The organism is Hyalangium sp. (assembly GCF_045802625.1).
In the GTDB taxonomy this organism is placed as follows: Bacteria; Myxococcota; Myxococcia; order Myxococcales; family Myxococcaceae; genus Hyalangium.
This window is the reverse complement of the sequence record NZ_JBJMQP010000096.1, coordinates 90,370-101,809: the sequence shown is the minus strand read 5'-3', so window position 1 is coordinate 101,809 and position 11,440 is coordinate 90,370. Positions and strand designations below refer to the sequence as shown.

11 protein-coding genes and 1 pseudogene are annotated in these 11,440 nt (G+C 69.3%); 7 read left to right on the top strand and 5 right to left on the bottom strand.

Annotated elements, in window-relative coordinates:
* The 5 genes and pseudogenes from ACJ8AT_RS18045 to ACJ8AT_RS18025 form a co-directional block, all read right to left on the bottom strand.
* Nucleotides 1-248, bottom strand: a pseudogene (locus ACJ8AT_RS18045) (hypothetical protein); the annotation flags it as partial.
* A gap of 56 nt (nt 249-304) precedes the next feature.
* The gene (locus ACJ8AT_RS18040) at nt 305-754 is read right to left on the bottom strand and encodes a hypothetical protein (RefSeq protein ID WP_407738997.1); all 450 of its coding nucleotides are present in this window, start codon (nt 752-754) and stop codon (nt 305-307) included.
* Between the two features lie 85 nt (nt 755-839).
* Nucleotides 840-1,907, bottom strand: a complete 1,068-nt coding sequence (locus ACJ8AT_RS18035; protein ID WP_407738996.1) for a HupE/UreJ family protein — start codon at nt 1,905-1,907, stop codon at nt 840-842.
* A 36-nt stretch (nt 1,908-1,943) separates the two neighbouring features.
* Nucleotides 1,944-2,501 carry a hypothetical protein gene (locus ACJ8AT_RS18030; RefSeq protein WP_407738995.1) on the bottom strand — a complete coding sequence of 186 codons (558 nt, stop codon included), beginning with the start codon at nt 2,499-2,501 and terminating at the stop codon, nt 1,944-1,946.
* Entirely contained in the window at nt 2,498-2,659 is a 162-nt protein-coding gene (locus ACJ8AT_RS18025; protein ID WP_407738994.1) for a lmo0937 family membrane protein, read from the bottom strand. The genes ACJ8AT_RS18030 and ACJ8AT_RS18025 overlap by 4 nt, the downstream gene beginning before the upstream one ends.
* A gap of 297 nt (nt 2,660-2,956) precedes the next feature.
* Between ACJ8AT_RS18025 and ACJ8AT_RS18020 the strand changes: the two genes are divergently transcribed.
* The 7 genes from ACJ8AT_RS18020 (at nt 2,957) to ACJ8AT_RS17990 (ending at nt 11,436) form a co-directional block, all read left to right on the top strand.
* Complete coding sequence (locus ACJ8AT_RS18020; RefSeq protein ID WP_407738993.1) at nt 2,957-3,694, top strand: lytic transglycosylase domain-containing protein; 738 nt, start codon at nt 2,957-2,959, stop codon at nt 3,692-3,694.
* A 233-nt stretch (nt 3,695-3,927) separates the two neighbouring features.
* Nucleotides 3,928-4,248 (top strand): STAS domain-containing protein, encoded by a 321-nt coding sequence (locus ACJ8AT_RS18015; protein WP_407738992.1) that lies wholly within the window; start codon nt 3,928-3,930, stop codon nt 4,246-4,248.
* 94 nt (nt 4,249-4,342) lie between these two features.
* On the top strand, nt 4,343-5,323 hold the full coding sequence (locus ACJ8AT_RS18010) for an AAA family ATPase (protein ID WP_407738991.1): 981 nt from the start codon (nt 4,343-4,345) through the stop codon (nt 5,321-5,323).
* Nucleotides 5,320-6,291, top strand: coding sequence for a DUF58 domain-containing protein (locus tag ACJ8AT_RS18005; RefSeq protein ID WP_407738990.1), 972 nt, complete (start codon nt 5,320-5,322; stop codon nt 6,289-6,291). The genes ACJ8AT_RS18010 and ACJ8AT_RS18005 overlap by 4 nt, the downstream gene beginning before the upstream one ends.
* Nucleotides 6,288-8,282, top strand: coding sequence for a DUF3488 and DUF4129 domain-containing transglutaminase family protein (locus ACJ8AT_RS18000; RefSeq protein ID WP_407738989.1), 1,995 nt, complete (start codon nt 6,288-6,290; stop codon nt 8,280-8,282). Before ACJ8AT_RS18005 ends, ACJ8AT_RS18000 begins: the two co-directional genes overlap by 4 nt.
* Nucleotides 8,283-8,655: 373 nt before the next feature.
* Complete coding sequence (locus ACJ8AT_RS17995; protein WP_407738988.1) at nt 8,656-9,546, top strand: RNA polymerase factor sigma-32; 891 nt, start codon at nt 8,656-8,658, stop codon at nt 9,544-9,546.
* 120 nt (nt 9,547-9,666) lie between these two features.
* Nucleotides 9,667-11,436: a HEAT repeat domain-containing protein gene (locus ACJ8AT_RS17990; RefSeq protein WP_407738987.1), complete on the top strand. Its 1,770-nt coding sequence runs from the start codon at nt 9,667-9,669 to the stop codon at nt 11,434-11,436.
* The last annotated feature ends 4 nt before the right edge of the window (nt 11,437-11,440 follow it).

Here is an 11,440-nt window from a genome sequence, read left to right as displayed (position 1 = left end):
TTCCTCACCGTGGTGTTGAGCTCGGCCTTCTCCTGATCCTGCTGGGCCTGGAACTCCTGGTAGGCCCCATCCTCCTCGTTCATCTCCTGCTCGAGCGCCGCCAGCTCATCACGCCGCGCCACCAGCGCCTCCTCGGCACGGTAGACACGGTCCATGGTGCGCGGGCAATTGGGCTTGCCCGGCAGCCGGTCTCGCGCCAGGTCTCCCAGCTGAAAGATGAGATCGTCGTAGCTCTCTGCCTTCGCCATGGGCGCATTTCTACGCCCAAGGCGCGTGGCCTGTCAGCAGGAGCGCGTGCGCCGGCCTAGGAATCCGCCGGCGCCGCGGCCGCCGAGTCCCCCAACCCCACCGCCGGCTGGGCCCCTTCGGCCAGCGAGAGCAGCTCCCGGGAGCGGTCCTGCTCCTCGGTGCGGTTGAGCTCGCAGACCCAGGCCGAGGAGAGATCCGCGTGCTGGCGAGCCATCTCCGCGGTGAGCTCGTAGCGCGAGGCGGCGGTGCGAGCGAACGCCCCCTCCCTGCGCAGCTCCAAGGCCAGATCCGAGCCGACCTCGATGTCCTCGGGAGGCACGGGCAGCGGGCCCCGGCCCAGTGCCGCCAGGCGGGCCAGCAGCCGAGAGGCATGGGCTCGGCAGAACGCCGCCAACACCATCAGGCGCGCACGCGCACGCGGATCCGCGATGCGCTCCGCCAGCGCCGTCATGCGCCGAGCCGATACCACCTCGGCCTCCCAGGCAGCGGCCAGCGCGGCCGCCAAGCGAGTATGCCTCGCTCCCATCTCCGACCCCCTTCTCCCTACCTTTGAGTCTTCCGCCGCAAGTTAGGGATGGGGGTTCGGGGATTCAACCGAGGCGCTGCACCAACCACCCCACGCCAGCACAAAGGATGACGGTGGAGAGCACTCGGACCGTCCACAGGTTGACCGTGGGACGGCGCTGGATCAGCCGCACGACAGGCAGCAGGGCCAGGACGAGGGTGGCCTGCCCCAGCTCCACGCCGAGGTTGAAGCCGAACAGTCCGGACGCCACCTGCTCTCCCAGGCCGTAGGCGCTCAGCGCGCTGGCGAAGCCGAAGCCGTGCACCAGCCCGAAGAGGAAGGTGAGGACCGCGCGGTGGCGGTGCTCGCGGCGCACCAGGTTCTCGAGCGCCACATAGATGATGGAGACGGCGATGGCGGCCTCCACCCAGCGAGCGCGCTGTGCGTCCAGGAGGATGAAGCCCAGCGCGGTGGCCCCGAGCGTGAGCGAGTGCGCGAGCGTGAACGAGGTCACCATCCACAGCACCTGCCGGAGCCGGCCTCCCACCAGGAGCAGCGCGATCAGGAACGCCAGGTGATCGATCCCCTCGAAGATGTGCTTCATCCCCAGCTGGATCCACCCGCCGAGCCCCGGGGCGAAGCTCCTCGGGCTCGAGGGGCTCCGCTCGGGGATCTCCAGGCTGGGATGGAGGGCGTCCGCGAAGAGCTGGCCTCCCTCCCCCCCGTAGGTGCCGAGCACCACCCGGTAGTTGGCCGGCAACAGCGAGAGCACCGTGTACGTCTGCCGCAGCGATCCCTGCGGACATATAAAGGTGGCGGTCAGCTCCACGTACGACTCGCGCAGCCGGGCGGCGTGCTCCTGGCGCGTGCAGGGGGCGCCCCCGGCCGTGAGCGGCAGCGCGTCCCACAGCCCCACCTCCAGAGCGGCGCGCCGCGCCTCCAGATCCGCCTGCGACACGGAGCCATCCCCGTCCGCGTCCGCGGGCAGGATCAGACTCAGCGTGCTCGCCGTCATGGTCAGCAGCGCGCGAACCTCGGCGCGGCCCGGCTGGGGGCGGTGCACCTGCGCATAGATGATGTCCGCGTCGTGCGCGCGGGCCACCCCCGCCGCCAGCAGCAGGGCGAGTGACGCCGCGAGTCGAGCCTTCCGCATGCGCCCGACAGCCTGCTCCGTGCGCCCAGGCCGCGTCTACTCCTGGATGAACTCCAGGTGGATCTGCTGCCGGCCGCTCAGGCCCCCGTGGTGGGCCCCGCAGCGCGGGCAGAAGAACGGGCCATCCCAGTCCCAGAGCGCCTTCACCTCATCGGCGCAGCACACCAGGTGGATGGGGCGCAGATCCTCGGGCTCGTCGGGCATGTTCTCCGGCAGCGCGTCCGGCGCCACCGCCACGAAGGTGGGCCGCGGGTTCTGCGCCAGCGTGCGCGAGACGTGCGAGAGCTGCTCGTAGCGCACGTGGTTGGCCAGGCCCCTCGCGAGCGACTCCAGATAGGCCACGTGATCGCGCACCAGCCACTCGTCCGCCTCGGCCTGATGGCCGCAGTAGAAGCACGTCCAGCAGGGCACCGGCTCGTAGCCCTCGTGAGGATTCTCGAAGGGGAACAACGTCAGCAGCCTGCGGTGCAGCACTCGCGCGTCGAAACGGCTTGGCCGCGTCTTGAAGATGCGCAGGCAACTGGGGCACTGCCGGCGCACGAAGCCGGAGGCATCCCGAGGCAGCTCCACCTCCAGACTTTGCGGCGTGCTCATGCCGATAACCGCCGCCGCCGCCCGTGCTGAGCCACCGCCACCGTCAGGCTCACCATCGAGAAGAGCAACAGCAGGTAAACCCAGTGCCCTTCCGTGGAACCGCTGATCATTCCCAGCGACCACAGCACGAAGAGGATGATGCTCATCGTCCAGAACACGCCGCCCGCCTCCTGGCCACCCACGCCCGTCGGATGTCGGCCAAGCTATGGAGCCCCTCCCGCCGCTGCAAGGCCTGGCGAGGGGCACACCAGAGCTTTCAACAGCCCTGTTGTGGGTAAACCCCTTCCACTCTCGGGCATTTCTACCGCCCTGCCCTGCCCTCGCCCGGCTCACCTCGGGCTCTCTCAGTCCCTGGATCTTAATGACAGAGAGACAGCCAGCGGCGGCTGGCACGGCAGGTGCTTGGACAAGCCGCAGGTGTCGCTGGGCGCGAAGTGGGCGCAGGGGGATGGGATATGCGGCGGTGGATGGTGGCGGTGGCGGCGGTGGGGTTGTTGACGGGGGCGGCGGTCCCCAGCTTCCCGTTCCAGCTCCCGGATGGTTCCGTGGTGGAGTCTCCCGAGGTGGCGGATCTGCGCGCGCAGCTGGCCGAGCGTGACGCGCTGCTCAAGGACGCGCAGGCCCGGCTGCAGGAGTACCAGGACGAGGCGAACTACCAGGAGGCGCTGCGCCTGGGGGTGGTGGAGGCGGTGAAGGCCTCGGGCCTGCCGGCGCGGCAGCAGCGGCGCGTGGCGGTGGCGATTGTCCGCGAGGCCCAGCGCAACAACGTGGACCCGCTGCTGGTGATCGCGCTCATCCGCTGCGAGAGCTCGTTCAACGCCTACGCGACATCCGGGGTGGGCGCCATGGGGCTGATGCAGGTGATGCCGGACACTGGCAGCTACCTGGCGGACAAGGCGGGCTACCGGCTGGGGCGCTCCACCAACCTCTTCGACGCGGAGACCAACATCGAGCTGGGCACCGCCTACCTGGCCAACCTGATCGAGCGCTTCGGCTCGCTCGAGCACGCGCTGGTGGCCTACAACGCGGGGCCGGGCATGGCGAAGAAGATCCTCTCCCAGCGGGAGATCCGTAAGAAGTTCATGCAGGGCTATCCCGCCAAGGTGGTACGCGAGTTCCGCAAGCTGAAGGAGAAGCAGGAGCGCGAGCTGACCCTGCGTGCTCAGCAGCAAACGGAAGGCACTCGCGGCTGACCGCTGCGCGACACCCACTTCGATGGGTGGCCGACAGTCCGTGCGGTTTTTTCAGGAGGGGGGCTGCAAAACCACCGGCTTTGCGCGAATTGTTCCCGCCGTGCAGGGCCAACCCCCAGGAAATTCCTGGGGTTTTTACGGTCCTGAGTGGCTTGGGAAATGCAAGGCCCGAGCCCGTGTCCGTCTTCTGGCGGCACACAGACTGAATCGGCATCGATAGGGAGAACACAACCATGGCGGCGCTGCAGATCCATCAGGAAGAGCTCGCGGGGCGCATCACCCTCCGGCTCGAGGGTACGTTGGACTGGCGGACAGCGGTGCACCTGCGTCACTCGCTGGAGGCCCTGGGCTCTCGGGAGGTGCTGCTGGACTTCACCCACCTGCGCGAGTTCAAGGACACGGCGGTGGTGGTGTTGACGAAGGATCTGCCGGCGCACCACAAGGTGCAGTTCCGAGGGCTGGCGCGGCACCATGAGCGGATGTTCCGCTATTTCGGGGTGAGCACAGGCTCCTCGCCGCGCGCGTATTACACCCCCGAGGAAGTGTTGGCCTGAAGTCTCCTCGTCCGGGCAGCGAGCGGGCTTGAAGGCCCCGTTGCCCGGCAAGGCGTCCCGCCAAGGGGACGCCTCGGGTAGACTATGCGGACAGATGAACCAACCTGCCCGCGCTCTCGTCCCCGCACCCACTGTTGCCTCCGCGCGCTCGGTTCTGGAGCGGATCGCCGCACACCTGTCGCGCGTGGTGCAGGGCAAGGAGGCTCAAGCCCGCCTCACCGTCACCAGCCTGATCGCTGGCGGCCACCTGCTGCTGGAGGATGTGCCGGGCGTCGGAAAGACGACGCTGGCCGAGGCGCTGGCGCGCTCGTGTGGGCTGAGCTTCGCGCGCATCCAGTTCACCGCGGACCTGATGCCGGCCGACATCCTCGGCGCGCAGGTGTTCCACGTGGCGAGCGCCACGTTCACCTTCCGGCAGGGCCCCATCTTCCGGCAGCTCGTGCTGGCCGATGAGCTCAACCGCGCCCCGCCTCGCACCCAGTCCGCGCTGCTGGAGGGCATGGCGCAGGGGCAGGTGTCGCTGGACGGGAACACTTATCCGCTGCCGGCGCCCTTCTCGGTGGTGGCCACGCAGAACCCGCTGGATCTCACCGGCACGTATCCCCTGCCGGACTCGCAGCTCGATCGCTTCCTCATGCGGCTGTCGCTGGGGCACCCGTCGCCCGAGGTGGAGGCGCGGCTGCTCATCACTCGCGGCAAGACGCCTCCGGTGGACGAGCTGGAGCCGGTGACGGGGCCCGAGGAGCTGCTCGGCCTGCGCTCGCTCGCCGCAGGGCTGCGGATGGAGGAGGCCGTGGCGGAGTACATCGTCCGGCTGGCGAAGGCGACGCGCGAGCACGGGGACATCGAGCGCGGCGCCTCCACGCGCGCGGTGCTGGCGGTGGGCTCGGCGGCCCGGGCCCATGCGCTGTGGGAAGGGCGCGACTTCGTGACGCCGGGAGATGTGCGGGCGGTGCTGGTGCCGTGCCTGGCGCACCGGCTGCTGCTGCGCAGCAACGTGCAGGGGGCCGCGGCCCGGGAGGAGGCCTCGCACCTGCTCGAGGAGATCTCCCGGAAGGTCGTGGCGCCGCGGTGAGAGCCCGGCTCGCCGCCTTCTGGGCGCGGCTGCGCGTCCTGCTGCGTCCTCCGCGCACCTTGAAGGTGACGCGCACGGGACGCACGTACCTGGTGGTGACGTTCGGCGTGGGCCTGGGCGCGCTCAACACGGGCAACAACCTGCTCTATCTGGTGCTGGGCCTGCTGCTGGCCATGGTGGTGGTGTCCGGGGTGCTCTCCGAGCGCTGCCTGCGCCGCCTGAGCGTGCGCCGCGTGGGCACCGAGTCCGCCTTTGCCGGCGAGCCCTTCGCGTACCGCTGGGCGCTCGTCCGCCGCCAAGGCCACGCCTTCGCCCTCACCCTCTCCGAGGTGGAGGTGCCGCTGCAGGGCGAGGGGCGCGTGGGCTACCTGCGCGCGGGGGCAGAGCACATCGTCCGAGCGGACCTCACCGCGCCCAAGCGCGGCCCGATGAAGCTGAGCGGTGTCCGGGTCACCACCACGTGGCCGTTGGGCCTGTTCGCCAAGACGCGCGTCTTCTACGTGGACGGCACGCTCCTGGTCTACCCGCGGCGCGGCTATGCGTGCCAGCTCCCGGACCAGGCGCGGCTGGGGCCCATCGGAGACGCGAGCACTCCGCGCCGCAATGACGGCACGGGGGACGTGGCCGGACTGCGCGAGCTGGGCCCCACCGAGGATGCCCGCCGCGTGCACTGGCGCAAGAGCGCCGCCGTCGGGAAGCTGATCAAGGTGGAGCGCGAGCGCGAGGAGCGCCGCACCTATGTCCTCACCGTGGAGGCGGGCCTCGCGGGCGATGCGCTGGATCGGCGCTGCGAGGAGGTGGCCGCCCTCTCCCACGAGCTGCTCGAGGCGGGCAACGAGGTGGGCCTGGAGACGCCCGGTGAGCGCCTGCGCCCCGCGTCGGGCAGCGCCCAGGAGCGGCGCATCCTCCGCGCCCTGGCCTGGGTGGGCTTCGAGCAGCTGCGCCAGGACGAGGAGGCAGCGGCATGAGCGCGCCCTCTCGCTTGCGGCTGGTGCTGAGAGATCTGGGCGCCGCGGCGGCCTTTGGCTCCATGGCGGTGTCCGGCCAGTTCCCGATGTGGACGGTCGCGGTGTTCTGTGTGGCGCTGGTGTTCGCGCTGCTCGGCTGGCGCGTGTTCGCCAGGCGCCCCACCCTCACCTCGGTGCTGCTGCTGGGATTGGCCGGCCTGCTGGGCCTCTCCGCGTACACGGGGCAGTTGGATCCCGTCGTCGCCGCGTGCGCCTTCGCGGGCCTGCTCTCCGCCCACCGGCTGCTGTCGGAGCCGAGCGCGCGCACGGATGGGCAGGTGCAGCTGGCCAGCCTGCTGATGGTGGCCGGCGGCGCGGCGCTGTCCGGCGAGCTGGTCTTCGTGGTGTTCCTGCTGGCCTTCTGCGTCTGCGCCAGCCTCTCCATGGGGCTGGCCGTGGTGGAGGCCGCCGTCCCCGAGGGCGAGCCGCTGCCCGTGCGCTCGGTGCTGCGTCCGCTCTCGGTAGGGCTGCTCTTCGCGGTGTGCGGCGCCGTGGCCTTCTTCCTCCTCTTCCCGCGCCTCAACTGGAACATGGCCGCGCGGCGGGCCGCTCCGGGCCTGGGAGCCACCACGGGCCTCTCGGACACGGTGCGCCTGGGCGGCGCCGGGACGCTCAAGAGCAACCCCCGCGTGGTGCTGCGAGCCCACATCACCCCGGATCCCGCCTTGGAGCAGCTCGGGGCGTATTGGGTCGCCCGCACCTATGACACCTTCGATGGGCAGGAGTGGACGAGCGTCGTCGGCCTCAAGCGCTTGCGCAACCGGGTGACGCTGCGGCCCGGCGGCGAGAGCTCGCTGCACCAGCGAATCGAGCTGCTGCCCGCGTACGGCGCTCAGACGCTGGTGGCGCTGGAGACGCCCACGCGCCTGGGCAACGCGGTGGTGCACTCGGCCGCGGGCAGCCGGCGCACCTCGCTGGTGGAGCTGGGCGGCGGAGAGGTCCGCTTCGTGGACTCCGGCCTGGCCTACTCCTACGAGGCCACCAGCATGCCTCCCGAGGAGGACTCCTCCACCAAGCTGACCGAGGCCGAGCACGGCCAGCTCCTCGCGCTGCCGGACCGGCTGGATCCGCGCGTGGCGGAGCTGGCCCGCCAGGTGATCGGCGGGGAGAAGGAGCCGCTGGCCGCCGCGCAGAAGCTCTCGGCGTGGCTGCAGCGCGAGTACACGTACACGCTGGAGCTGGGAGGAGACGTGGAGGATCCGCTCGCGGACTTCCTCTTCGTGCGCAAGGCGGGCCACTGCGAGCACTTCGCCACGGCGCTCACCGTCATGCTGCGCACCCAGGGCTTCTCCGCGCGGCTGGCCTCGGGCTTCTTCGGCGGCGAGCGCTCGGGCGAGGACTACATCCTCCGCGCGGGAGACGCCCACGCCTGGACGCACGTGCTGGTGCCCGGCCGCGGCTTCATCACCGTGGACGCGACGCCCCCCAGCAACCGGGCCAGCCAGTCCATGGCCGCGCTCCAGTTCCTCACCGGCCTGTACGAGGCCCTGGAGGCCCGCTGGCGCTCCTCCGTCGTCGACTTCTCCTTGAAGGATCAGATGGATGTGGCCCAGCGCCTCATCCGTCCACCGAGCAGCCCGAGCCACTCCACGGCGCGCCTGCCGCCAATGCGAGTCTGGGGCCTGGCCCTGCTCGCGGGCCTGCTCACCTACGCCACGTGGCGCATCCTCTCCGCACGCCTGTCCGCGCCCCGGCCGCACTCGGCCACGCAGCTGGTGGACACGGTGGAGCGCTTGCTGCGCGAGGCCGGCGTCCGCTCCCGGGAGGGCGAGACGCTGGAGGAGCTCACCGCGCGGCTCGCCCGTGAGCAGCACTCCCTGGCCGAGCCGCTGACGCCCGTCACCCGGCGCTACCTGGAGGCCCGCTTCGGACAGCGGCCGCTCGAGTCCGGAGAGGCAGAGCGCCTGCTCACGCCCCTGCGCCGCTCCCTGGACGCCCGCCGCACCTCCTGAGCCTCCCCGCTCCCTCTCCGAGGGCTCGTCCCCGGCTGCTCCCCAGACGACACCACTTCACCCCGTTACTGGGTTGGAAAGCAGGGACGCACGCACCATCTCATTGGCCCTGGGGCCCGGAGGTGACTGGCAGACAGTCGCGCAACTTCTACAGAACACGTGGACCGGGGGTTCCGGCGACGGTCTGTAACCCTTTCCACCCGCGGTTCCCTGCCCAGCAGGGGACTTGTCGCAACCCCCCGTCACTCCAGGGGATTTCTCACGCAAGAGGCTGGCACCGCGGTTGCTCCTGGCATGGAGCGTGCGGTCGTCAAGCGGTAGCAACACCCACTTTCACTGGCCTTCCGAGGCCCCAGGTCGGGAGAACCCAATCATGCAGAACACCCACGAGCAGTCGTCCAACTCCGGCTCCCTGGCGATGTACCTCTCGGAGATCAACCACTACGCCCTGCTCTCGGTGGACGAGGAGCAGGCGCTGGCGCGGAAGTTCATCAAGGGCGACATGTCCGCGGGCCACCACCTGGTCACCTCGAACCTGCGCTTCGTGGTGAAAGTGGCCTACGAGTACCGCTCCTACGGCATCAAGATGAGCGACCTCATCCAGGAGGGCAACATCGGCCTGATGAAGGCCGTGCAGAAGTTCGATCCGGACAAGGGCATCCGTCTCATCTCCTACGCGGTCTGGTGGATCCGCGCGTACATCCAAAACTACATCCTCAAGTCCTGGTCATTGGTGAAGCTCGGCACGACCCAGGCCCAGCGCAAGCTGTTCTTCAGCCTCGCCCGCACCCGCCGCGAGCTGGAGAAGTTCGGCGCGGATGACGGCTCGGTGGTGAACGTGGATGACATCGCCAAGAAGCTGCACGTGAAGCCCGGCGAGGTGCGCGAGATGGAGCAGCGCATGGGCGGCCGCGACTTGTCCCTGGACGCGCCCATGGGCGAGGACGGCGGCAACAGCCACGTGGACTTCGTGGTGAGCGCCAGCGCGCCCCAGGATGACGAGTTCGCGGACAAGGAGGAGGCGGGCCTGATCAACAACCGCGTGCGCACCGCGCTGATGCGGCTGGATCCCCGCGAGCGCTTCATCATCGAGCAGCGGGTGATGAACGAGCGCCCCATGACGCTCAAGGAGCTGGGCGAGCACTTCGGCTTCTCGCGCGAGCGCGCCCGCCAGCTGGAGATCCGCGCCAAGGACAAGCTCAAGTCGGAGCTGGCCGCGCTGATGGCCGAGGTGGACCCGGAGTCCTCCGCGGTGGCCTCCTAGCACCGGGTAGGCCCCTGCCCCACATGGCATCCCGAAAGTTCACGGGTTACAGGACTCTCCCGGGGCTCGCGAGAGAGTAGACTGGGGTTCCCCCCCACTCTTTGTTCGCCCCCGGGACGCATGGCCTCGCCTCAGATCGCCCATCCAACGCCTTCGGAACCTTCCGCGGATCCAGTGATACGCGAGAAGGTGGAGATGGCGCGGAACTTCACCTCCCAGCTGCTCAAGGGCATCAAGCAGATTGGGATGTACCGCCACAACGAGGCGAAGTTCCCCGAGTTCCTCGAGCGGGCGCAGGAGGCCATCACCCAGTACACGGAGAAGCACGGCCCGCTGTCGCTCAAGGTGGAGCAGCAGAACTTCCTGCTGCACGGCGAGCCGCTGTTCTCCGAGGACACGCCGCTGCCCTACAAGTTCTTCCGGGACGGCATCCGCCAGCTGATCTTCCGGCCGGGGCTGACGCTGCAGGAGCTGGTCTCCTTCACGTTGATCGCGCTCTCGGAGCCGGAGCGCGGCGCGGAGGACGTGCTCGCCCAGCTATGGAAGGCGAGCCTGGAGCACCTCGAGTACGTGGTGGTCGAGGGCTTCTCCATGGACGGCGCCTCGAACGAGGAGGTGGCCGTCGAGGTGGACAAGGTGGTGGGCTACCTCTACGCCCGCCTGCAGACGAACTCGGACGACTACCTGCGCTTCGCTCGCGTGTCCTCCGAGGATCTGGACGCGCAGCTGGAGGGCGTGGAGCAGATCCGCGGCGTGGTGGTGCAGGGCACGTACGCCACGGACTCGCTGAAGGCGAGGATCCAGAAGGAGATCGACGAGGAGGAGAACGCGCGCCTCTTCCCCAAGCTGGTGAGCGCCATCTTCCAGGTGGTGGAAGGCGGCGTGGACGACGTGTCGCTGCTGGAGGAGATCTTCGTCCAGCTGCTGGACGCCATGCTCATCCAGGACGACTTCGGCACCATCAACCAGATGGTGCTCAAGCTGCGCGCCCTGGCCCAGCACGAGGAGCCGGAGAGCGGCCCCATCTCGCGGCTCAAGTCCTACTTCATCCAGAAGATGGGCGACGAGCAGCGCCTGATCCGGATGGGCGAGGGGCTCAAGTACAGCAAGCCGAAGAACCCGGCGGACATCACCCGCTACCTCCAGGCGCTGGACGAGCACGCCATCATCCCCCTGCTCACGGTGCTGGAGATGCTCGAGCTGCCGGAGAACCGGATCCTCTTGTGCGATGTGCTGGCGGGCTTCGCCAAGGAGCGGCCGGATCCGTTCGTCATCCGGCTGCAGTCGGACCGGCCGCAGACGGTGCGAGACATCGTCTACATCCTGGAGAAGTGCCAGCACCCGGAGCGGCTGAAGATGTTCGGCCAGGTGCTCAAGGGGAAGAACCTGGTGGTGAAGCTGGAGGTGATGAACATCATCGCTCGCGGCAACACGGCGGAGGTGCGCCAGCTGATCGCCGGCCTGCTCCAGGATCCCATCTCCCAGGTGCGGATGCAGGCGGCCAAGCTGCTGCCGGAGCTCGACCGGGACAAGGCGTACATCGATCTGATGCGAATCGTGAAGGACAGCGCCTTCGAGAAGAAGACGCCGGATGAGCGCGCGGCCTTCTACGGGGCGCTGGGCGCCACGGCGGTGCCCAACGCGCTCACGTGGATGACGCAGATGCTGGCGGTGAAGCCCTCGCTGCTGAACAAGAAGAAGGTCACGGACGACAAGCTGCTGGCCATCCAAGGGCTGGCGGCGGCATGCAACGTCCAGTCATACAAGGTGCTGCAGGGCGTGGTGGAGGACAGGTCGCAGCCGACGGAGGTGCTCTCCGCGGCGCGCAAGGCGATGTACCAGACGAAGAAGGCGCTGTTCGGGGACTCGGCGCCCGCAGAGGAGGCATGAAGCC

Coding starts and splice junctions, on each gene's coding strand:
- ACJ8AT_RS18030 (WP_407738995.1), bottom strand. CDS start 2,501: ATGAGCACGCCGCAAAGTCTGGAGGTGGAGCTGCCTCGGGATGCCTCC.
- ACJ8AT_RS18035 (WP_407738996.1), bottom strand. CDS start 1,907: ATGCGGAAGGCTCGACTCGCGGCGTCACTCGCCCTGCTGCTGGCGGCG.
- ACJ8AT_RS18020 (WP_407738993.1), top strand. CDS start 2,957: ATGCGGCGGTGGATGGTGGCGGTGGCGGCGGTGGGGTTGTTGACGGGG.
- ACJ8AT_RS18010 (WP_407738991.1), top strand. CDS start 4,343: ATGAACCAACCTGCCCGCGCTCTCGTCCCCGCACCCACTGTTGCCTCC.
- ACJ8AT_RS18000 (WP_407738989.1), top strand. CDS start 6,288: ATGAGCGCGCCCTCTCGCTTGCGGCTGGTGCTGAGAGATCTGGGCGCC.
- ACJ8AT_RS17995 (WP_407738988.1), top strand. CDS start 8,656: ATGCAGAACACCCACGAGCAGTCGTCCAACTCCGGCTCCCTGGCGATG.
- ACJ8AT_RS17990 (WP_407738987.1), top strand. CDS start 9,667: ATGGCCTCGCCTCAGATCGCCCATCCAACGCCTTCGGAACCTTCCGCG.
- ACJ8AT_RS18015 (WP_407738992.1), top strand. CDS start 3,928: ATGGCGGCGCTGCAGATCCATCAGGAAGAGCTCGCGGGGCGCATCACC.